The following is a 20,276-nucleotide window of genomic DNA, read 5'->3' on the forward strand; positions in this document are numbered from 1 at the left end:
CACCCGCCGAATACGAGACCAACTACTACCTCGAAACCACGAAACCCCAGGTCACAGTCACACCCTAGAGTCTCGATCAAACCCGGAACGGTTCACATGAACCGTCACCACCCGACGACAACCCGAAAACCTCAGTAACTCTCCCGAGTGACGGAACTGACAGGCGCCGTGAGAATCGAGCCCTCAGTGACATTCCCTTTGAGAATCCGACCCGGTTCCTTGAGAACCTGCCAGCTCCGATGAGACGGGACAGCTAAGGGCTGTCCCGTATGTGCGTGCGGTTGGGCGTGTCAGGTGCCTGGGCTCTTCCAGAGATGCCGTTCGTCGAGGGTGCCGAACCGTACGTCTCCGCTGCTGAGGTCGACAAGGATGGGCCAGCAGTCCAGCAGTTGGTCCCTCACATCGCGCGAGGTGAGGTACTGCACGGAGTTGTAGGGAGCGATCAGGAGGCCGTTGCTCTCTCGGACGCGTTCTGCATCGACGGCAAGGGGTGGTTCGTCATCGCGTTGGCTGCGTTCCAGGAACGAAACCGCGAGGCGCAGGGCTTCCGCTCGCTGCAGCACGTGTATCCCATCGGTGTCACTGATCCGGAGCGACCTTACGGCCGACTGCTGCTGTTCGGCACCTCGCAGGCACCCATGTGATCATCTTGCTGTGGCTGGTGTGATCACGGCGTCGGAGCCGTCCTAATTCCTTGGTAACGGGCCGTGGGAACCGGGGGTAGCCACCAGTCCCTTCGAGCGCCGGGGACCGATGCCCTTCGCTCATCCCAGCCTTCCACAGTGCAGGTGGTGGCAGTCTCGCGGGCACCGAACGTACGCCTGGAGCCGTCTGGGCACTCGATCCCTTTATCCAGAGCGGCGGCGCTCGGTGTCTTCGAGGTCGCCACCGTCAACACTGGCCGCTTGATCACTCGTTGGTGTTGGTGGTGCGAGCCCGCCGCACGGTGACCTCCTGATACTCCAGAGCCGTCAGAGCTCCCGAGGAGACCGGGGCCCGTGGGGTGCGCTGGTGCCACGAACGGCTAGTGAGGTGGCGGACCGACCGGATGGTCGAGTCCTGGAATTAGGTCGCTGCGTGGCCCGCATGCGCTCGCAACCAGCGCAAACACCGCACCTCTGGGGAGGAAAGAGTTGATCTACTGCGGCATCGACTGGGCCGAGAGGACACACGACGTTGCCTTGGTCGACGACACCGGCCAGCTACTTGCGAAGCGACACATCACCGACGACGCGGCAGGCTACAGGAGCCTGATGGACCTGCTCGCCGAGTACGGCGACAACGGAGGAGACCTCGATCCCGGTTGCGATCGAGACCTCCCGCGGTCTGCTGGTCGCGGTGCTGCGGGCAGGCAAGCGGAAGGTGTTCGCGATCAACCCGATGGCTGCCGCCCGCTACCGCGACCGGCACGCGGTATCCCGCAAGAAGTCCGACCCCGGCGACGCCCTGGTCCTGGCGAACATCCTGCGTACGGATATGCATGCCCACCGGCCGCTGCCGAACGACAGCGACCTGGCCCGCGCCATCGCCGTACTGGCCCGCGCTCAGCAGGACGCGGTCTGGAACAGGCAGCAGGTCGCCAACCAGCTTCGCTCGCTGCTGCGCGAGTACTCCCCCGCCGCTCTGGAGGCCTTCGCCAAGTGGGACAACGGCTTGTGCCGACCGGAGGCCCGCGAGCTGATGAAGCTCGCGCCGACACCGGCCAAGGCCGCGAGCCTGACTCGCATCCAGATCACGGCGGCTCTCAAGCGTGCGGGCCGCAAGCGCGGCATCGAGGCGGACGTCGGGCGGCTGCGCGAGGCATTCCGCACCGACTGGGCCCGTCAGCCCGAGCTTGTCGAGGATGCGCTCGGCAAGCAGACGCTCGCCCTACTCGGACAGCTCACGGCCGCCTGCACCGCCGCCGCCGACCTCGCCCAGGCCGTCGACGAGGCGTTCCCGCAGCACCCGGACTCCGAAATTATCCTCAGCTTCCCCGGCCTCGGTATCCAGCTTGCCGCCCGGGTGCTGGCCGAAATCGGAGACGACCGCGCCCGCTTCGCGGACGCCCGCGGCTTGAAGGCCTACGCGGGCGCCTCACCCGTCACCCGGGCCTCCGGCAAGAAATCCAGCATCACCAGACGATGGGTGAAGAACAACCGGCTCAACCACGCCGGCTACCTCTGGGCGTTCTCAGCGATCACCGCCTCGCCCGGTGCCAAAGCCCACTACCGGCGGCGACGTGACGACCACGGAGACTGGCACGCCGCTGGCCAGCGCAATCTGTTCAACCGGATGCTAGGCCAGCTCCACCACTGCCTCAAGAACCGCCGCCTGTTCGATGAGCACACCGCGTTCCCGGCGCCGCAGGCCCCAGCGTTGGCGGTGGCGTAAGTGATCCCGCTCACGACTCACCGCCCCTGGAGATCGCTCCGCAGCGTGCTTGAATCACCGGATGATCGACTGGTCCACACTCCACGACGCCTACGGTCCGGCACACGCGATACCCGGGCTGCTGGACCGAGCCATCGGTCGTGACCAGGAGGCCATCGACGGGCTTTGGGGGCGTTTGTGCCACCAGGGGACGATCACCCCGGCGAGCATCGCCGCACTGCCGCAGCTGGCGGACATCGCGAAGACCGAGGACGCCGGGGACTGGGCGCTCGATCTGGCAGGAGCCATAGCGAGTGGCCTCCTTCAACATCACGGCGCCGACGAGGGAGTCGCCCGCTGTGCCGCGACCTTGGCCGACCTTCGCGCCATGGCAGCCGCCCGGCTGCGGTCTGGCCTGGACGGAAAGATCTACCTGAGCCGGCTGCGGGCCATGCTCGCGTTCGACGGTCAGATCTTGTGGTTCGAGGCCCTGGACGACTTTGCTGATTCCTTCGTCACTGTCGCCTGTCCGCACTGCGACGCACCGGTGACGATCGCCGTCGGCGACTACGGTTGCTACTCCTCGATCCGGGACTGGAATCTGGGGGATGTCCACCAGGTCCCGCTCCGGCCGGCCGTCCCGCACGAGCTGACCGGCGCCGGGAGGATGTTGCACGAGTCGGCCGTACGGGATGGCCAGCAACGGCTCGCCTGGGGCCTGACGCACCTGTTCGGCCAGGCGGAATGCCCAGGATGCGGGAGCGTCTTCGGCATCGCAGACGAGTACGCGGCCGCCAATGTACCCGCCCCATGGGACTTCGCCCGAGGCCACACCAAGGACGCTTTCTGATGATCACCGGCAGGGCCCTCGAAATCGAACAGTGAGCTCGTGCCCGCTGTCCTGACTTGACGGCTTGGCGCCGTGAGGTGTCTGGATAGCCCCGTTCACCGGGCTGAGCCCGCGTCAGTTCGGCAAGCTGATCAACGCGCTGCGGCGGGAGGGCGCCGACCCGGTCCGCAAGGGCCGGCCCTGGAGCCTGCCGCTGGAGGACCGGGTCCTGCTGGTCGCCGCGTACTGGCGGACCAACCTCACCCTGCGGCAGCTGGCGCCGCTGTTCGGGGTGTCGAAGTCGGCCGCGGACCGCATCATCAACCACCTCGCACCCTCGCTCGCGCTCCAGCAGCGCAAGCGGTTCCGCAAGGACACCGTGCTGATCGTGGACGGCACCCTGGTCCCCACCCGCGACCACACCATCGCCGAGCAGTCGAAGAACTACCGGTACTCCACCAACCACCAGGTCGTCATCGACGCCGGCACCCGGCTCGTCGTCGCCGTCGGCCGGCCCCTGCCCGGCAACCGCAACGACTGCAAGGCATGGGAGCTGTCCGGCGCCAAGACCGCCGTCGGCAAGACGACGGTCATCGCGGACGGCGGCTACCGCGGCACCGGCCTGGTCATCCCGCACCGCCGCGAACGCGGCCAAGCCGAACTCCCGGACCGGAAAGAAGAGCACAACCGTTCGCACCGCAAAGTCCGCGCCCGCGTCGAGCACGCCTTCGCCCGCATGAAGACCTGGAAGATCCTCCGCGACTGCCGCCTCAAAGGCGACGGCGTCCACCATGCCATGCTCGGCATCGCCCGCCTGCACAACCTCACCCTCGCCGGATGACCGGGAAACAACGCTGGTCAACCAGCATGCCGTAGATCATTTACGGGACAGCGCTTAGGGAGTCTCAGATCCGTGGCCAGTCGGCCACGGGTTGGCCAACGGCCGCGAGATTTGGCCACGCCGTCTGAGATCCCACAAGTGAGTAGGCGTGGCAGTTCGCCGGGGGCAGACAGGGAAGATCAGCGAAAGACTGGCCGATACGTCAGGGCCATGTCAACGTAGACGGCCTTCCCGGAAAACACCAGGTCAGGTCAGAGAGGTGATGTCTCGTGACCGTGGCTCCCGCGAGCCCTGGATTCTCCACCACCGTCGAGGCGCTGCGTCTGCGCGAGTGGCAACTTGGCCCGGGCCAGCCCACGCTCGTCATGGACCAGTTCTCTGTGGACGACTTCAATGTCGTCGTGGATGACCGGGCGGACGTACACGTCAACAGCAAGGATGGGCGCTTCTATCTCGGCTGGTTCCCGCTCGGTCGCCCAGGCACCGACGGCGAGGGCTGGAAGATCGCTGTCACCGGCACGGCCAAGGTGCGCGGCTACCAGGTGTCCTTCGACACTGAGACACCGGCCGAGATCGTCGCCGCCGCCGTCGCTTGCGTGCTGGTGACCGCCCGGCGCGTCTAGCACCAAGGACTCAGGCCGGATGCCCCCAACCGACGGGGGCGCTCCCGCCGCGGGCGGTCCGCCGGCCGCCACCCCACCTGCCGTTTCCCCCACGTAAGGAGTCTGTCCGTGGCACACCCTGAGATGACGGTCGGCGATCTCATCGACCTCTTGTCCGCCTTCGACCGCGGCAGCCCAGTGCGGCAGGCGATGAATCCGTTCTTCCCCATGGCGCACCGCCTCGAACAGGTCATCCAGGCCACGGACGAGACCGGACGGCCCGTCGTCTACCTCGCCGAAGGACGGGATGCGGACACCCAGCTCGGCTATCTACCGCCCGAGGTTGCCGTCGCCCTGGCCTGGCAGGCGCCCGTGCAGGCGCCCCCGCGCCGTCCCCGCCGCACCGCTGACGGCAAGTAGATTCCCCCCAGCCCCTTGGAGGCGCCCCTGAACCCCAACTTCCCGCTCGACCCGTCCACCCCGGCCAGCGCCCAGACCGCGTACTGGGTCGGCCCACGGCACTTGGCCGGTGACGACGGACGGCTCTACGACGCCGTCGCCGACACGCTCGCCGGCCTCGGCTGGACGAGCCTGACGATCATCCGAGGACGACAGGAGCCGGACGAGGCGCCGGAGGACCGCCAGGTCCTGCGCAGCACCGTCCTGCACATCAGCCCCGACACACTCCGTTGCGCGCAGTGGGTGCTGCCGGACGAGCCGTTTCACCTGGGCGAGCTGCCGATCGCCTGGCAAGTCTCCGCCCGCGAGGACGTCACCACGCCGGTCGCGCAGTGGTCCGCCTACTTCACCCCCGACGTCCCCGGAGAAGTTCTCGTCGACTTCCTCGTCGCGCTCGACGCCCGCGATCAGCCCGCCGCGCCGCTCGCCGGTCCCGAGCAGGTCCTCGACGCCGCCGCCGCGCACGGCTGGCTCCGCGACATCGACCAGCCGCACGCGGGAGCGGTGGACCCGACCTTCACCTCTCACCTCAGCCTCGGTGAGGTGCCGCCCCTGATCCAGGACGCCGACCCGCGCGCCCTGGTGACCGAGGGCGGCGAGGCGGGCCCGGCTGGGTGGCAGCATGGGCTGAGCCGTCAATGGGCGCCCCCTGCTTGTGGGCCGCGTCGTTCGCCGCCAGCGTGCCGCACGACCTCGTCGCCGCGTTTGCCGCCTCCCTCAGCTCCACCGCACCGGTCCTGCGACGAGTGCTTCCCGAGAGCACCAGGGATCGGCTCCTGCGCGCCCCAGCCGACTGACGGCCGCAGCCTTCGGCCCAGACCCGAGATCCGTCACCAGGGCCCGGCTGCCTTCCGCCCGTCCGACACCACGAAGCCCGGTCACCCCTACGGGGGCGGTCGGGCATCGCGCATATCAGCACGTGGGACGTTTTCGAGGTCCTCACGGGGCATCAGGAAAACCAATTCATCCCGAACGGCCGGCACCGTAATCTGACCTGTTCTACCCACGCTTACAGGGGGGTTCGGGGAATGAGCGAGGCCACGAGCACATGGCGGCCGACTGAGCACGGCGCCAATATCGGTCATTCGTCCGCCTGGATGGCTCACCGAAAGGTGTCCCTCGAAATTCATCGGCTGCTCAACGAGGGAGACCCCGACCGCGCGATCATTGACGCCCCGTACACGGTGATGGCCCTGCGCCAGGTTCCGCGCGGCGTCGAGATGACCCGCAAGCATCTGAAGACCGAGGCAGCGCAGCACCTGTTGAGCGAGGCGCTTACCGATTTCGACCGTGCAGTGCCGGGCGGCAAGAAGGCACGGGACGTGATCGAGTACTTCGACGAGTACGCCATGGGGATCGGCAACCTGCAGCAGCCGCACGTGCGGAAGGCCAAAGACCGGAAGCCGGACGACGACCTTTCCGCGGCGTTCAACCACCGGCTGGAATGGGAACGGGACGGCGGCGAACGCCGGCCGGTGTATGCAGCCGGGCCGTACAGGGTTGATCTTGTAGCGGCCGAGGATGCTGCGTTCCGACTCGTGTGCGGCGCATACGAGGCCCTGTGCCTTGATGAGGGAAGCCCTGTCCCACGGGGCTGGGCCTACGAAGTCCAGCGCGGCTCGCTGCGAGGCTGACCGGCCCGGACGCCAGCCCGGCAGGCGGGCCCCATGGCCACGGTACGACGACGCCCCCGACCGTCACTCTGGTCGGGGGCGTCCCGGGGTGCGTGGATGTCAGCGCCGTGTGGCCTTCGCGAGGGCCTTGTCGAGGTGCCGGTCGACGAGGGCGGGCGACCCAGAGACGATCAGAAGCACGCTGCCGTCGCGGACCGCGGTCTGCTTCACCACCGTGTCCGGGCCGCTGCCGGAGAAGGTCAACAGCTGGCTCCACTGCTCATCACCGAGCCGGGGCGGGGCCATCTTCTGCGTGGCTATGCCGATGACGGAGCCGCCGACGAGGACCTGGTACTCCGGGCAGCCGGTCATGGCATCGAAGATCTGCCCCATGCCGGTGGACAGCTTGCTTGACGTATCGCTGTACAGCGCCTCGGTCACCTCCGAGTTGCTGCTGCCAGCGTAAGTGAAGGTGGCCTTCGCCTGCCGGGGGAAGTCCAACGATCCTCCGGTGACTGCGTCGCCGCCCAGGGCGTTGAGAGCGGGGCAGCCGAGGACTGTGACATCGTCGTGCTGAGAGGGCCGCTCGGGCGCGCGGGTGTAGCCGCTGCCGAGGTTGTGCTCATCGAGCAGGCGGGTCTCCAGTACCTCCGAGGACAGTGGAGTGTCGTTCTGGGCGGCGTCGGCCGGCTGCCCGGTGTGGGCGGGGGATGAGTGGACGGGCTTCGCCTCGCTGGTGTTGGTGGAGCAGGCGGGCAGGCGAGGACGGTGACGGCGGTGAGGCCGAGGGCGGTGGTGGCGACGCGAACGTGCATGGCGGAGCTGACCCCTTTGCTACTGGGCAACGGTTGGGCAGCGCGGGCCCGTGGGCCCGTGGGGTCGTAGGGATGGCGGTCAGTGGCCGAGGTGCCGCAGGCAGTCCTCGAACGTCTCGTGGTGCGCGTCCGCGGGGCCGGCGTTCCGGTTGTACCAGGCGGTGTCGAGGCGGGTCTCCCGCTGCTGGTGCCCCTGGCGGCAGCGCAGCCAGATCTGGTCGCGGGTGGAGAGGATGAGCCAGTCCCGGTACACGCCGCACTCGGCGCAGGCAACGACCTCGCCGTCGAGGACGACCGGCTGCGTCCAGGGCATCATCCGGCCGGCGAGCTGGTCGTGGCTCGGCACCCGCAGCTCAGGAGGAAGGAAGTCGTCCACCGCTGGTGCTGGTTCAGCGGGCTGCTGCGCGGCCCGCAGCCGTTCGACCTCCGGTGGAACCTGGCCGGCCATCCGCTGGTATGCCTCGTAGCTGCGGTGCTGCAGCTCGCTGGTCTCCGCCGCTCGCCGGCGGCGTATCCGGTGAAACACCCTGACGTCCTCCCTCGTCTCGTTCTGCACGCGTCATGATCATTTCTTAACCCCCGGACCTGCTTCAATTCACAAAGTCCACAGTCGTGACCAGGCAGCAGTCGGCCTGGTGCGTCGCGATGCCGCAAGGCCGTGATCCGGCCTATCGCCGATCCCTGGTCGGCGCGTCTTCTGAGTGGGAGCGTGACACCAGACGGGAACCACGCTGCCTGGGCTGGTGCGTGAAACGTTCTGCCGCGCTTTCGTCGTGCGCTCTGCCGGTCGTGTCAGCGGGCAGGTCCGCGGCCCGGCGCAGGCGCCACACGAGGACGTCGCTGATCGACGCGGCCGTGTCGAGTTCGCATTGCCCCGCCGCTTCGGTGAGCAGAGCCGCAGGGTCGTGGCCGGCGGCTTCTGCGTCGGCGAGAGTGGCAGCGAGTGCGTACCAGCCTGGCTCGGCGAGGATCTACTCGGCCAGCTCCGGCACTGCTTCACGCAGCATGGCCGTCTGCCGCTGTCGCAGCGTGCGGTTGAGGTGCCGTCCCCGCTGGTACAGGGCGCCAAGCGGCGCTGCTGCTGCGGCCTGGTAGGCGGAGCGCAGGTGCTCGGCGGCCCGGTGCGCTGCGGCAGCCTGCTGGGCGTGGTTCTTCTTGGCGTGCCAGCGGGCGGCGGCGGTGATGAGGAAGAAGAGCATGTCGATCGCCATGGCCGTGGTTGCTCCGTCTTCGCCGCGGCCGAGGGCCGGGCCGCCGTAGACGAGGTCGTGGGCGGCCTGCCGCAGGGCCCGGTCGTGTCCCCGCTCGGCACGGACATGGGACCGGGAGGCGCGCTCGAACGCCCATGCAGCTTCTCGCAGTTCCAATCGCGCCGAACGGGCCCTCGCCCGTGCCGACAACGACGACGCCCCCAGCCGCGTGGGCTTCTTCCAGGAAGCCTCGCTGGCACACGAGACCAGGCGTGCAGTTGCTCGGCCCACTGATCCAGCGTCGCGGTGCGGTCGGGCAGGTCCCGAGCACGTACCTTCCACCGCGCGGCCACCAGGATCGAACGGCGGTAGTGCAGCGCTGGGGCGCCGCGATGGGCGACGGAACGGTGGCGCTCAGCGACCTGGCGGCCCGTACCTGGCACGCGCAGGTCGGCGACCACATCACCCTCACACTCGGCGACGGAGTCAAGAAGGACCTCAAGGTGTCCGCCGTCTACGAACGCGGGCTGGGCTTCGGCGATCTGCTGCTCCCGCACCGGTTGGTGGCGGCACATGTCGACCAGCCGCTCTCCTCGTCGGTCCTGGTGGCCGGGGCGCCGAGCCGGTCGGCGCTCACCGCCGCCCTGCGACCCTTCCCCACGGTCCACGTCCTGGACCGCACCGCCGTGGCAGCGGCACGCCGCACCAAGGAAGGCGCTCAGGCCCAGGTCAACTACATCGCGATGGGACTCGTGATCGCCTTCACCGCGATCGCCGTGGTCAATACCCTCGTGATGTCGACGTCCGCCCGGCGCCGCGAGTTCGCTCTCCTGCGCACGATCGGCACGACCGGCCGCCAACTGCGCACGATGCTCCGCTGGGAGACGCTCACGGTCACCCTGCTCGCGATCGCTCTGGGAGCGGCGGTGGCCTGCGCGACCCTGACCGCGTACAGCCTGGGCATGACCGGCGCCGCGACACCGTACGCACCACTCGTGCCGTGTCTTGCCGTCATCGCGACAGCCGTGCTCCTGGCCTTCGTCTCGACGGCCCTGCCGGCCCGTGCCGCGCAACGAAGCGGGGCGGGGACGCCGACCGAGGTGGAGTGAGCGCGCGGCCGGCGGCGGACCGGCCGTCCGCGCACCAGGTCCGGCTCGGGGGCGGAGCGTTATGACGGCTCTGTGCTCCGGCCGTCCGCCGCCGGTCCCCGCCCGTGTTGCGCCCGGACGAGCGCGTCGGTCGCGGCGGTCCGGTAGTAGAGCGCCGACCGCCCCGCCCGGCGCCGCTGCGCCAGCCCCGCGTCGAGCAGCACCTTGAGATGCCGGCCCACGGAACCGAGCCGCTGCCCGGTCAGGGCGACGAGCTGCGTCCTGCTCTTGGGTGTGTCGAGCAGCGTCAGCACCGTGGCCCGTCCGATTCCGAGCAGCCTGGCGAGCGAGTGGGGCTCCGGGGCCCGCTCCCCGTAGTGACAGAAGGTCGGGAGTCGGAACAGATTCGCGGTGGAGTGAACATGCTCCGGCCGTCGCTCCAACTCGGTCAGCCGTACCTGCTTGACGAAGACCCGGGTTCCCTCGACATCCAGCAGGACCGTTTTCCCGCCGATGCCCGACCCCAGCGGTGCGCCGGCGTCCACGAACTCGCGCAGACTGCGGTCACTGCGCAGCGCGCGGCGCAGGAGCAGGCACTGATCGGCGGCGACCTGTATGCGGCCGTCCGCGCCCCCACGGGCACCCGGCTGATCATCGGCGATGTGCGGGGCAAGGGCCTGACCGCGATGAGCGACGCCGCCCTGTTGCTGGGCGCCTTCCGGGAGGCCGCGCACCGCGAGGCTACGCTGCCTGGTCTCGTGGCCTACCTGGAGCACAGCGTGTGCTGGAACCTGGCCGAGCCCGCCGAGGCGGAGACGGCCGGGGAGTGCTTCATCACCGCTGCCGTCATCGACATCCCCGACAAGGACCCGCGAGCGCAGATGGTCACGTGCGGGCACCCGCCACCGTTGCTGCTGCGCGACGGGAAGGCCACCGCGCTGCCCGTCGGTCGGCCCGCGCCGCCGCTGGGCCTGGGCGAGCTGGCCTCCCGCCCCGACTACCATGTCGATACCTTCACCCTGGAGCCGAGGGATGTGCTGCTGCTGCACACCGACGGCGTCATCGAGGCCCGTGACGTCCGGGGCGTCTTCTACCCGTTGGCGGAACGCGCCGCAGCCTGGGCGCACGAGAGCCCCTCGGCACTGATCCGCAGCCTGCGCGCCGACCTGCTCGCGCACGTCGGCGGCCACCTGGCCGACGACGCCGCCGTGATCGCCCTTCAACGCACCCACAGCCAGTTCCCCATCGAAGCGGACCGGCGGGTGCACGAGCTTCGACTCCTTCGCGAGACGGTGACGACGGTCCGCAGAGGATTTGCTGCATTGCACTGTGACGTCCCTGTGCACTGACGAACTGGAGCCGTTCTTGCAGGCCGGCGCAGTGCTGGCGGAGTTGACTACCCACTTCGCGCTCTTCAGCAACAAACACCTGCCTGCTACAACAGCTTGGCGTGCTGTAGAACGGCGGCGCAGCCGCACAGCCGGAGGCTGGCCAGGGCAGTAGGCCGTCGGCTCGGGCAGTCGGGCCCGGTCATGCAGCCGATGCCAGGACGGGGGCGACGGGAACCGATGGGGCTGACTGCTCGGCCCACACGATCTTCCCGGTGGGAGTGAAGCGGGTTCCCCACCGCTCGGCGAACTGGGAGACGAGGAAGATTCCGCGACCGCCTTCGTCCATCGCCGCTGCGTAGCGCAGGTGCGGGGAGGTGCTGCTGCCGTCACTGACCTCCACAACGAGGCTGGTGTCGCGCAGAAGGCGCAGGTGGAGAGGGGGCGCCCCGTAGCGGATGGCATTGGTGACCAGCTCGCTGAGGATCAGTTCGGTAGCGAATGCCGTCTCCCCCAGATTCCAGTCGGCCAGCTTCGCGAACACCTCGGCGCGCAGGTCGGGCACCGCGGCGGGAAGGGCCGGGATGTCCCATTCGGCGATACGGTCATGCGGAAACGCATGGGTGCGAGCGATCAGGAGCGCGGCGTCATCGACTGGACGGGCGGGTCGCACCGCCTCCAGGACCGTCTGGCATGTCTCCTCCGGGTCGATCCCCGCGCCGGAGAGCGTGTCGCACAGCAGCTTCAGGCCGGCCCCGACGTCGCGTTGTCGGTCCTCGATGAGCCCGTCGGTGTAGAGCACGACCTGCGTGTCGTCCGGCAGCTGCCGCTCGATGGCCTCAAAGCGCAGGCCGCCCACGCCAAGCGGAGGGCCTGCGGGCAGGTCGAGAAGCTCCGCGCGGCCGTCCGGATAGACGATGGCGGGCGGAAAGTGACCGGCTCTTGCCATCGCGCAGATGCGGGAGACCGGGTCGTAGATCGCATACAGGCACGTAGCCCCAGCGGTCCCATCCTCGCAGGTGCCCGCCTCCGCATCCATCTGACTCACCACGTCGTCAAGGCGGGCCAGTAGCTCGTCGGGCGGCAGGTCAAGGGTGGAGAAATTACGGACCGCGGTGCGCAGCCGACCCATGGTGACCGCGGAGCGCAGGCCGTGGCCGACCACGTCCCCGACCACCAGCGCGGTGCGGTGGCCCGGGAGAGGGATCACATCGAACCAGTCCCCGCCGACCTCGGCCTCGGCCGGCACGTAGCGGCACGCCACCCGGACGGTGCTGGTGTCCGGCAGCACCCGGGGCAGCAGGCCGCGCTGCAGCGTAGTAGCGATGGAGCGCTCGCGGCTGTAGCGGCGAGCCAGATGAGAGACCGCAAGGCCGACGACGAGCAGCAACCCGGCGGTGACGATGTCGTCCGAGTTGTTGAAGCGGGTGAAGCTTTCGTACGGAGTGGTGAAGAAGTAGACGTACCACACAGCGGCGGACAGGGCCGTGAGGGCCGCGGCCCCACGGTTGCCGAGAGCTGCCACCGCCGCGACGACCAACATCAGGATCAGGACCGCGTTGGTGTCGGACAGGATCGCTCGGACGGGCAGCAGGAGCAGGCAGACGGCGAGCGGGACTGCTCCTGCAGCAAGGAGCGCGGTCAGCCCCTTGACCGGATCACGAGGCACGCCAGACCTCCCCATCTCTCTGGTGTAGCAGGGCTCATGTGGTGCTGCCAGTCGATACAGGTCTGCGCGGAACCTCGACCGGGCCGAGGCCCTCGATGCCATCCCCGAGTTTGCGGAGAAGCGTGGGCATGCCGCATCGACCAGCTCCTGTCGCCAGAGAGAAAGGCCGTCGGTATCGCGCTCAACGCCGCTGCGGCCGAGGCGCCCAACGACACCGACGCAGAGTATCTCCAGTCAACCGCGTGGCCGGAAGCTTTGGCCGTCGCCGGACGCCTCGCTCAGGCCATGGTCGCGAATGACTTGAGAGAACTCGCTGCACCGCACGATCCCAAGCCCAAACGTCAGCCGATCACTCATGGCCTTGGAGGCCGCGCAAATAGGTTGGCTGCAGGACGCATCATTCTTGTTGTCCTTCACGTTCGGATCCCGCGATGCCGTTACGTACTGTGATCGAACGTTGGCGCCGGCGTATTCAGTGAGCGGCCTGTGATCCGGCTGTAGCGGGAGAGCGTAGGACTATGTGAAGGTGGCGCGGTGTTCATGGTTTCTCCCTGTATGGCCGATGACCCGGGTCTGCGCTCATTGGTCGATGCGATGACGGCGGAGCTGATTCCTGTGTACGAGCTTCCCCCCGATGTCCAGCCGGCTCCCTTGGCTCCGGAAGCCCGGTATCTACTGGCTCGAACGAACGACCAGGTGGTGGGGTGTTGTGCTGTGCAGCCGGTTGGTCCGGAGATATGTGAGCTGAAACGGATGTTCGTGTCCCCGGCTGTCCGGGGAAGGGGGGTCGCTGACATGCTGCTGGCAGAGGCCGAGCAGCTCGCCCTGGGGCTCGGGGGCCGGTCGATGCTCTTGGAGACGGGAGTCCGGCAGCCCGCTGCGATGCGCCTGTACGAGCGGGCGGGGTACCGCAGGATCCCGAACTACCCGCCGCACGAACAGGATCCGTTGTCGGTGTGCTACGAAAAGGCATTGCCCGCGCGGTCATCACAAGTTGCCGCCGGCGAGCAGGAGGCACAAGGGGCGAGGTGCTGAGCGGCGGCGCGTGGGCCGACTGTCCCAGCGGCGGGCGGTCCAGGCTCGACGGATCAGGTTACGAACAGTGATGTCCGTGTCGGCGAGGTCGAAGAAGGCGTTGATGACGGCCACGCGGCGCTCGTAGCAGCGGGCGAGGCGATGGAAGGCGTTCTGCCAGGCGTGCGTGCGCTCAACATGCCACCGCTGACTGGCCTGGATCGGCGCCCTCTCGCCCTTGTGCGCGATACGGCCGCGCAGGTTGCGGGCGGCGAGTTCGGTGCGGGTCTTGTCCGAGTCGTAGCCGGCGTCCAAGTCTCGCGACGCCGATGACCCGCAGGCCCACCCGCACCACTTGGTCGAAGAGGAGCCAAGCGTTACTGCCGTTTGAGCTTCCGGAGCCGTTCGATGGACATCTGAAGAGCACCGAAGGCGCGATCCGCGTCCTGCGGGGTGACACGGGTGGCAGGCAGGATGCCCTTACGTGAGTTACGAATGCGGGCGTACGTGTCGAAGCTGGCGAGAACCTGCCAGATCGCTGAATCCCAGGACTCGGACGGGGACGAAGAAGAAGGTTCCTGGGGCGACATCGTGAGACTCCATCGGGACGGCAGCGGCTGGTTCGGACCACGACGGGTCCATCGCCGACCAGACTTCCCGGCACACCATCCGCCCGGCAGAGCAAGGCGAACTGCCGCCACACTACCTGTGCCAACACCAGTACGACACTCAGATGGCCCACTCAACGCAGAACCGATGAAGCGGGCCGGTCCGGGCGGCAGAGGGACGGGGTTCTGATCGATGGTCAGGTAAGTGTCGGCGGTCATCGGCCCGGGCCCGCAGATGGTGGCGGAGCTCCAGCTCGGCAATCGGCCGGCTTGTGGTGTTTCATGGCGAAACAGGTGGGGCGCGCCGTCCACGTCCCGTGATCGTCGACGGGCTCCGGGCGCGGCCTTTCCCTGTGGACGATCAGCCGCATGCCCGGGCACAGGACACTGGTGTTCTTCAGTGTGCCGAGGACCACGGTGTACAGCTCGGGGCACCGTCCCAGCAGCGTCACCACCCGGTCGCCCAGGCCGGTCCCGAGCGTACGGAGCACGTTGGAGAACCGTGCCGTGGCACGCGCCAGGTCCCCGTAGGTCACGCAGCTCACGGAGTCGTCCCGCGCGACACAGCGCAGCGCGACCGCCTTCGCGTGGGCCGATGCCGCGTGCCGGTCCACGGCCTCGTGCGCGATGTCGGCGCGGAAGCGGAACGGAACCGGATCGGCCGACTGGTCTTCGCGCACATCGGCCGCCCCTGCCTGCGGGCGATGGACGCCGGTCTGACACCCGAGTACGGGGAGTGGGGTAGGGAGGGCCGCACGTACGTCCTCCCACCGCACCCCCGAGGGTGGTGATCGTCGGTCGAGGTCAACAGGACCAATGGCCCAATGGACCCCATGGGCTTGCCCGCATGGCTCTGTCGGCACGCCGGCGTGGCCGGAATGCTGCGGTTGTAGGCCTCGAAGGGCGGCGGGTCTCATGCGCCGTCCGCAGTGCCGAAGGAGGTCGGTCGTGGATGCCGACGCCGCAGTGAACGTCTCCCCGGCCCTCGCGTCCGACGGGCGTGTCATGGGCAAGGACGGTATGGCCGCGCTCCTGGACGTGCTGGTCCGGCGAGGATTCACCGTGATCGGCCCCACTGTGCGGGACGGTGCGATCGTGCTGGCCGAACTGCGGTCGGCCGACGAGCTGCCGTACGGGTGGGGCGTGGAGTTGGAGGCCGGGCGGTATCGGCTGCGGGAGCGGCCGGACGGCGCTGCCTTCGCGAACGCGGCGGGTCCCCAGTCGTGGAAGCCGTTCCTGCATCCGCCGCGGGTGCGGGAGTGGAGCGCCGATCGGGTCGAGGGCGAGCTGGTCGTCACGGCCGAGCAGGCCGCACCGCCTCGATACGCCTTCCTGGGGGTGCGCCCCTGCGATCTTCGGGCCATCGCCATCCAGGACCGGGTGCTGACCGGTGGGACGTACCGCGACCCCGTCTACGAGGGGCGGCGCTCCGGGGCGCTGCTGATCGTGGTCGAGTGCACGGAGCCCGGCGCCACCTGCTTCTGCGTCTCGATGGGCACCGGGCCCGCTGCCGGTCCCGGCTACGACCTGGTCATGACCGAAGTGGCCGACGAGGGCGGGCACCGCTTCTGGATCCGCGGCGGCAGCCAGGAAGGCGAGGAGATCCTGGCCGAACTGCCCGCGCGTCCGGCCGACCCGGAAACCCGGGAAGCGGCGCGCGCAGACGTCGCGGCCGCCGCGACCCGCATGGGACGGAGCATGCCCGAAGCCGACCTGCGGGAGCTGATGGCCGGCACGCTCGATGCCCCCCGCTGGGACGACGTCGCCGGGCGGTGCCTGACCTGCGGCAACTGCACCATGGTCTGCCCCACCTGCTTCTGCACCACCACCGAGGACGTCACGGACCTCACCGGCGACCACGCTGAGCGGTGGCGGCTGTGGGACTCCTGCTTCGACCTGGACTTCTCCCATCTGAACGGCGGCCCGGTCCGCGCCTCGGCGCGCAGCCGCTACCGGCAGTGGATGACCCACAAACTCGGCACCTGGTACGACCAGTTCGGCTCGTCCGGCTGCGTGGGCTGCGGACGGTGCATTGTGTGGTGCCCGGTCGGCATCGACATCACCGAGGAAGCCGCCGCTCTGCACGACTGGACGCAGTCCGGCGTACCGCCGTCGGAGTCGGAGGAGCGATGACCACCCTGCTGCCCCCGCTGCCGTACCGCGTCGCCGACATCCGGGCCGAGACCGGCGACACCCGGTCGATCGAGTTGATACCGGCCGCAGGAGCACTCGCGCCCTTCTCTCCCGGGCAGTTCGCGATGATCTACGCCTTCGGGGTCGGCGAGGTGCCCGTCTCGGCCAGTGCCCTGCGTGGCCGTCATGGGGGGCTCGTGCACACCGTGCGTGCGGTCGGCGCGGTCTCGACCGCCCTGTACCGGCTGCGCCCGGGGGAAAGCGTCGGGCTCAGCGGGCCATACGGCAACGGCTGGGACCTCGAAGCAGCAGCCGGCCACGATGTGCTGGTGATCGCCGGCGGCATCGGGCTGGCCCCGCTGCGGCCGGTCGTACACGCGGTCCTGGACCGGCCGGACGTCTACGGGCGGCTCACGGTCCTGGTGGGCGCCCGTACCCCTGCCGATCTGGTCTACCGGGAAGAGATCGAGAGCTGGCGCGGCCGCGCCCGGGTGGAGGTGACCGTCGACCGCCCCGGGCCCGGCCGGCACGGTGCGGTGGGCGTGGTCACCACGCTCCTCGACCGCCTCGACCTGCGCCCCGAACGGACCCGCGCGTTCGTGTGCGGGCCCGAGGTGATGATGCGGCACACCGCACGCGCCCTCCTGGTCCGGGGCCTGTCCCCACAGCGCGTTCAGGTGTCCTTGGAACGCAACATGCGCTGCGCCACCGGTCATTGCGGCCACTGCCAGCTCGGCCCGCTCCTGCTGTGCCGCGACGGGCCGGTCGTCGGCTACGACCGCGTGGCACACCTGCTCCTCGTGAGGGAGTTGTGACATGGTCACCGAGCTCGGACCGGCCACCGATCCACGGCCGGCGCTCGCCGTGTGGAAGTTCGCCTCCTGCGACGGCTGTCAACTGACCCTGCTCGACTGCGAGGACGAACTCCTCGGCCTCACCGAACGCGTACGCATCGACCACTTCGTGGAGATGACCCCGGTCGAGGGCGCCGGCGGGGAACGCGCGCGGCTGGACGGCCGGGGGCCGTACGACCTCTCCCTGGTCGAAGGATCGATCACCACCGCCGAGGACGCCGAGCGGATCCAGCGCATACGCCGTGCCTCCCGGTATCTGGTGACCATCGGAGCCTGCGCCACCGCGGGCGGCATCCAGGCGCTGCGCGACTTCGCCGACGTCGACGAGTTCCTCGCCGCGGTCTACGCCCATCCGGAGTACATCGCCACGCTGGAGACCTCGACACCGATCTCGGCCCATGTCCCGGTCGACTTCGAACTGCGCGGCTGCCCCATCGACCGCCGCCAGCTCCTCGAAGTCATCACCGCCTTCCTGGCCGGACGCAAGCCCCAGGTCCCGAGCCACAGTGTCTGCTTCGAGTGCAAGAGGCGCGGGACCACCTGCGTCACCGTGGCCCACGGCACCCCCTGTCTGGGCCCGGTCACGCAGGCCGGGTGCGGAGCCATCTGCCCCGCCTACGGACGCGGGTGCTACGGCTGCTTCGGACCCACGAGCCGGCCCAACCTGCGCTCCATGGTCGCGCAGCTGCGCCACGACGGGATGAGCGAGCAGGACATCCAGCGTGTCTTCCGCACCTTCAACGCCGCGTCGCCGGAATATGCCCCCGTACCCGACCTCGCGGCCGAGGAGCAGCACAGCCCTCGCGCCGGGAGAGAAACCCGCGAAACCCGCCCGGAAAGGCCCGCATGAACCATCGCGGAACCCGCGTCCTGCGCCTTGACGCGCTGGCCAGGGTGGAAGGCGAAGCGGCCCTTCACCTGCGCATCCAGGAGGGCACCGTCACGGAGACGCGGCTGCGCATCTACGAACCGCCACGCTTCTTCGAGGCCTTCCTGACCGGCCGGGGCCACACCGAACCCCCCGACATCACCGCCCGCATCTGCGGCATCTGCCCGGTCGCCTACCAGATGAGCGCCTGCCAGGCGATCGAGAACGCCTGCGGCGTCACGGTGGACGGCCCCTTGGCGGAACTGCGCCGCCTCCTGTACTGCGGCGAGTGGATCGAGAGCCACACCCTCCACATCCACCTGCTGCACGCCCCGGACTTCCTCGGGCGAGCCGACGTCGTGCAGCTGGCCCGCGACCAGCGAGCCGCCGTCGAGCGCGGCCTGAGGATCAAGCAGACCGGCAACGCGATCCTCGAACAGCTCGGCGGCCGCCCCATCCATCCCGTCAACGTCCGGGTCGGCGGCTTCTACCGCACGCCGGCACCGGACGAACTCCGTCCGCTGGCGGCACGGCTGCTGCAGGCCCGGGAGGATGCGCTGGAGACCGTCCGCTGGGTCGCGGCGTTCGACTTTCCCGACGCCGTGTGCGACCACGACCTGTTCGCACTGCGTGACCCCGGCAGGTACGCCATCGACTCCGGAACACCGGCGGTCATGGCCGCACTTGGCCTGGGCCCGGTGCTGCGAGAGTTCCCCCTGGCCGGCTTCGAACAGCACGTCCAGGAAGGGCAGGTACCGCATTCCACCGCTCTGACCGCCACTCTGGACGGCCGCCGCTATCTGACCGGCCCGCTGGCCCGCTACGCGATCAACGGCCGGTGGCTGCACTCCGTGGCCGCCGAGGCGGCGCGGGACGCCGGCCTGGGCGACCCGCTGACCGGCGCCATCTGCGACAACCCCTTCCGGAGCATCGTCGTACGCGCCGTCGAGGTGGTCCAGGCCGTCGAGGAGGCCCTGCGGATCATCGACGGATACGAACGACCTCCCCGGCCGGCCATCGAGGTCCCGCCCCGCCAGGGCGTCGGCGCCGGGGCCACCGAGGCGCCCCGCGGCCTGCTGTACCACCGCTACGCCCTCACGGACGACGGCACGCTCACCGAGGCCCGCATCGTCCCGCCCACCGCCCAGAACCAGACCGCCATCGAGGAGGACGTGCGCCGGGCCGTCCAGGCGCGCCTCGACACGGCCGGGCCCGTCGCCGGCGACGAGGAGCTCACCCACCTGTGCGAACGGACCATTCGCAATCACGATCCCTGCATCTCCTGCGCCGCCCACTTCCTCGACGTGACCGTGGAACGCCCATGAGCGGCCGGGTCGTGGTGATCGGCGTGGGCAACACGCTGCGCGGTGACGACGGAGTCGGCCCGGCAGCGGTGGAGGCGTTGCGGGGCCGCGTTCCCGACGGCACCGTCCTGGCCGTCAGCGACGGCGAACCCGCGCGCATGCTCGACCTGTGGCACGACGCGGACACGGTGGTCGTGCTGGAAGCCCTCCGAGCCGGGTCGGCCCGGCCGGGGAAATTGCGCACTCTGACGGCGGCGGAGGCGACCGGCCGCACAGCGGGTACGGCGAGCACGCATGCGCTCGGCCTCGGAGAGTGCCTCGCGCTGGCCGAGGCCCTCGGCCAACTGCCGCCGACGCTCGTGGTGCACGCCGTGGAAGTCGCCGACATCGAACTCGGCACGGGCCTGAGCGAAGCGGTGCGATCAGCGCTCCCCGAGCTGATCGACCGCGCCGCCGCCTCCGTACGACAGGCCCACGAACAGAACCGGGGGGCCTGAGGGGCCGGTGGCAATGAGGACCCCGCCGAAGTATCCGACGGCCGTCCCCTGCAGCGCGGGTGCGGAACCGGCCGCGTTCTCCGTCTGGGCACCACCTCCCGCGACACGACCATCAAGATCATCCGGGTCGCCGTCCTCGGGGCGCATGCGTCCGGGCAGCGCCCCGAGCATCAGGACCGTGGTGCCGGATGTCCGCGGCGAGCACGCTGCGC

The 20,276-nt window shown here is 69.4% G+C and carries 17 protein-coding genes and 8 pseudogenes; 15 read left to right on the forward strand and 10 right to left on the reverse strand.

Annotated features, from left to right (window positions below; all coding sequences use genetic code 11):
- Positions 1 to 290: 290 nt before the first annotated feature.
- Positions 291 to 563: a YrhB domain-containing protein gene (locus tag ACWC91_RS16020; RefSeq protein ID WP_450642185.1), complete on the reverse strand. Its 273-nt coding sequence runs from the start codon at positions 561 to 563 to the stop codon at positions 291 to 293.
- A 570-nt stretch (positions 564 to 1,133) separates the two neighbouring features.
- Between ACWC91_RS16020 and ACWC91_RS16025 the strand changes: the two are divergent.
- The 7 genes and pseudogenes from ACWC91_RS16025 (at position 1,134) to ACWC91_RS16055 (ending at position 6,717) form a co-directional block, all read left to right on the forward strand.
- A pseudogene (locus ACWC91_RS16025) lies at positions 1,134 to 2,373 on the forward strand (IS110 family transposase).
- 61 nt (positions 2,374 to 2,434) lie between these two features.
- Entirely contained in the window at positions 2,435 to 3,202 is a 768-nt protein-coding gene (locus ACWC91_RS16030) for a hypothetical protein (protein ID WP_450642184.1), read from the forward strand.
- Between the two features lie 85 nt (positions 3,203 to 3,287).
- Positions 3,288 to 4,022, forward strand: coding sequence for a transposase (locus ACWC91_RS16035; RefSeq protein ID WP_450642191.1), 735 nt, complete (start codon positions 3,288 to 3,290; stop codon positions 4,020 to 4,022).
- Between the two features lie 269 nt (positions 4,023 to 4,291).
- A complete protein-coding gene (locus ACWC91_RS16040) occupies positions 4,292 to 4,645 on the forward strand; it encodes a DUF317 domain-containing protein (protein WP_450642182.1) in 354 nt (117 codons plus the stop codon).
- 108 nt (positions 4,646 to 4,753) lie between these two features.
- Positions 4,754 to 5,044, forward strand: coding sequence for a hypothetical protein (locus tag ACWC91_RS16045; protein WP_450642181.1), 291 nt, complete (start codon positions 4,754 to 4,756; stop codon positions 5,042 to 5,044).
- A gap of 15 nt (positions 5,045 to 5,059) precedes the next feature.
- Positions 5,060 to 5,880, forward strand: a pseudogene (locus ACWC91_RS16050) (DUF317 domain-containing protein).
- Positions 5,881 to 6,111: 231 nt separating this feature from the next.
- Entirely contained in the window at positions 6,112 to 6,717 is a 606-nt protein-coding gene (locus ACWC91_RS16055) for a hypothetical protein (protein ID WP_450642180.1), read from the forward strand.
- 99 nt (positions 6,718 to 6,816) lie between these two features.
- Here the strand turns inward: ACWC91_RS16055 and ACWC91_RS16060 are convergent, their stop codons facing one another.
- From ACWC91_RS16060 to ACWC91_RS16070, 3 genes and pseudogenes are all read right to left on the reverse strand, one after another.
- On the reverse strand, positions 6,817 to 7,137 hold the full coding sequence (locus tag ACWC91_RS16060; RefSeq protein ID WP_450642179.1) for a hypothetical protein: 321 nt from the start codon (positions 7,135 to 7,137) through the stop codon (positions 6,817 to 6,819).
- Between the two features lie 453 nt (positions 7,138 to 7,590).
- The gene (locus tag ACWC91_RS16065; protein WP_450642189.1) at positions 7,591 to 8,037 is read right to left on the reverse strand and encodes a hypothetical protein; all 447 of its coding nucleotides are present in this window, start codon (positions 8,035 to 8,037) and stop codon (positions 7,591 to 7,593) included.
- Between the two features lie 142 nt (positions 8,038 to 8,179).
- Positions 8,180 to 8,881: pseudogene (locus tag ACWC91_RS16070) on the reverse strand (mobilization protein); the annotation flags it as partial.
- 212 nt (positions 8,882 to 9,093) lie between these two features.
- Here ACWC91_RS16070 and ACWC91_RS16075 point away from each other — a divergent pair.
- On the forward strand, positions 9,094 to 9,810 hold the full coding sequence (locus ACWC91_RS16075; protein ID WP_450642178.1) for an ABC transporter permease: 717 nt from the start codon (positions 9,094 to 9,096) through the stop codon (positions 9,808 to 9,810).
- 59 nt (positions 9,811 to 9,869) lie between these two features.
- Here the strand turns inward: ACWC91_RS16075 and ACWC91_RS16080 are convergent.
- Together ACWC91_RS16080 and ACWC91_RS16085 are read right to left on the reverse strand one after the other, a co-directional pair.
- A pseudogene (locus tag ACWC91_RS16080) lies at positions 9,870 to 10,157 on the reverse strand (winged helix-turn-helix domain-containing protein); the annotation flags it as partial.
- A gap of 3 nt (positions 10,158 to 10,160) precedes the next feature.
- Positions 10,161 to 10,406 (reverse strand): annotated as a pseudogene (locus ACWC91_RS16085) (protein kinase family protein); the annotation flags it as partial.
- A 69-nt stretch (positions 10,407 to 10,475) separates the two neighbouring features.
- On the opposite strand from ACWC91_RS16085, the gene ACWC91_RS16090 reads away from it, so the two are divergent.
- Positions 10,476 to 11,138, forward strand: coding sequence for a PP2C family protein-serine/threonine phosphatase (locus tag ACWC91_RS16090; RefSeq protein WP_450642176.1), 663 nt, complete (start codon positions 10,476 to 10,478; stop codon positions 11,136 to 11,138).
- Positions 11,139 to 11,319: 181 nt separating this feature from the next.
- Here the strand turns inward: ACWC91_RS16090 and ACWC91_RS16095 are convergent, their stop codons facing one another.
- Positions 11,320 to 12,786: an ATP-binding SpoIIE family protein phosphatase gene (locus ACWC91_RS16095; protein WP_450642175.1), complete on the reverse strand. Its 1,467-nt coding sequence runs from the start codon at positions 12,784 to 12,786 to the stop codon at positions 11,320 to 11,322.
- Positions 12,787 to 13,380: 594 nt separating this feature from the next.
- Here ACWC91_RS16095 and ACWC91_RS16100 point away from each other — a divergent pair.
- Positions 13,381 to 13,821 carry a GNAT family N-acetyltransferase gene (locus ACWC91_RS16100; RefSeq protein ID WP_225076861.1) on the forward strand — a complete coding sequence of 147 codons (441 nt, stop codon included), beginning with the start codon at positions 13,381 to 13,383 and terminating at the stop codon, positions 13,819 to 13,821.
- Here ACWC91_RS16100 and ACWC91_RS16105 read toward each other — a convergent pair.
- The 3 pseudogenes from ACWC91_RS16105 to ACWC91_RS16115 form a co-directional block, all read right to left on the reverse strand.
- Positions 13,774 to 14,118, reverse strand: a pseudogene (locus tag ACWC91_RS16105) (transposase); the annotation flags it as partial. The gene ACWC91_RS16100 and the pseudogene ACWC91_RS16105 sit on opposite strands and share 48 nt — an antisense overlap.
- Before the next feature lie 438 nt (positions 14,119 to 14,556).
- Positions 14,557 to 14,782 (reverse strand): annotated as a pseudogene (locus tag ACWC91_RS16110) (IS1380 family transposase); the annotation flags it as partial.
- A gap of 63 nt (positions 14,783 to 14,845) precedes the next feature.
- Positions 14,846 to 15,415 (reverse strand): annotated as a pseudogene (locus ACWC91_RS16115) (hypothetical protein); the annotation flags it as partial.
- On the opposite strand from ACWC91_RS16115, the gene ACWC91_RS16120 reads away from it, so the two are divergent.
- From ACWC91_RS16120 to ACWC91_RS16140, 5 genes are read left to right on the forward strand one after another with little or no spacing between them, the layout of a single operon-like run.
- On the forward strand, positions 15,414 to 16,541 hold the full coding sequence (locus ACWC91_RS16120) for a 4Fe-4S dicluster domain-containing protein (protein WP_450642187.1): 1,128 nt from the start codon (positions 15,414 to 15,416) through the stop codon (positions 16,539 to 16,541). The pseudogene ACWC91_RS16115 and the gene ACWC91_RS16120 overlap by 2 nt on opposite strands.
- On the forward strand, positions 16,538 to 17,356 hold the full coding sequence (locus ACWC91_RS16125; RefSeq protein WP_281156430.1) for an FAD/NAD(P)-binding protein: 819 nt from the start codon (positions 16,538 to 16,540) through the stop codon (positions 17,354 to 17,356). The genes ACWC91_RS16120 and ACWC91_RS16125 overlap by 4 nt, the downstream gene beginning before the upstream one ends.
- A gap of 1 nt (position 17,357) precedes the next feature.
- Entirely contained in the window at positions 17,358 to 18,245 is an 888-nt protein-coding gene (locus ACWC91_RS16130; RefSeq protein ID WP_450642174.1) for an NADH-quinone oxidoreductase subunit B family protein, read from the forward strand.
- The gene (locus tag ACWC91_RS16135; RefSeq protein WP_450642172.1) at positions 18,242 to 19,588 is read left to right on the forward strand and encodes a Ni/Fe hydrogenase subunit alpha; all 1,347 of its coding nucleotides are present in this window, start codon (positions 18,242 to 18,244) and stop codon (positions 19,586 to 19,588) included. The genes ACWC91_RS16130 and ACWC91_RS16135 overlap by 4 nt, the downstream gene beginning before the upstream one ends.
- A complete protein-coding gene (locus ACWC91_RS16140) occupies positions 19,585 to 20,064 on the forward strand; it encodes a hydrogenase maturation protease (protein WP_225076762.1) in 480 nt (159 codons plus the stop codon). Before ACWC91_RS16135 ends, ACWC91_RS16140 begins: the two co-directional genes overlap by 4 nt.
- Positions 20,065 to 20,276: the final 212 nt, after the last annotated feature.

This window comes from Streptomyces sp. NPDC001204 (genome assembly GCF_053598035.1).

What these genes read in the sequence shown, in the direction of transcription:
- ACWC91_RS16125 (WP_281156430.1), top strand. Translation starts at nt 16,538, where the DNA reads ATGACCACCCTGCTGCCCCCGCTGCCGTACCGCGTCGCCGACATCCGG.
- ACWC91_RS16075 (WP_450642178.1), top strand. Translation starts at nt 9,094, where the DNA reads ATGGGCGACGGAACGGTGGCGCTCAGCGACCTGGCGGCCCGTACCTGG.
- ACWC91_RS16135 (WP_450642172.1), top strand. Translation starts at nt 18,242, where the DNA reads ATGAACCATCGCGGAACCCGCGTCCTGCGCCTTGACGCGCTGGCCAGG.
- ACWC91_RS16140 (WP_225076762.1), top strand. Translation starts at nt 19,585, where the DNA reads ATGAGCGGCCGGGTCGTGGTGATCGGCGTGGGCAACACGCTGCGCGGT.
- ACWC91_RS16055 (WP_450642180.1), top strand. Translation starts at nt 6,112, where the DNA reads ATGAGCGAGGCCACGAGCACATGGCGGCCGACTGAGCACGGCGCCAAT.
- ACWC91_RS16100 (WP_225076861.1), top strand. Translation starts at nt 13,381, where the DNA reads ATGACGGCGGAGCTGATTCCTGTGTACGAGCTTCCCCCCGATGTCCAG.
- ACWC91_RS16120 (WP_450642187.1), top strand. Translation starts at nt 15,414, where the DNA reads ATGGGCAAGGACGGTATGGCCGCGCTCCTGGACGTGCTGGTCCGGCGA.
- ACWC91_RS16130 (WP_450642174.1), top strand. Translation starts at nt 17,358, where the DNA reads ATGGTCACCGAGCTCGGACCGGCCACCGATCCACGGCCGGCGCTCGCC.
- ACWC91_RS16030 (WP_450642184.1), top strand. Translation starts at nt 2,435, where the DNA reads ATGATCGACTGGTCCACACTCCACGACGCCTACGGTCCGGCACACGCG.
- ACWC91_RS16090 (WP_450642176.1), top strand. Translation starts at nt 10,476, where the DNA reads ATGAGCGACGCCGCCCTGTTGCTGGGCGCCTTCCGGGAGGCCGCGCAC.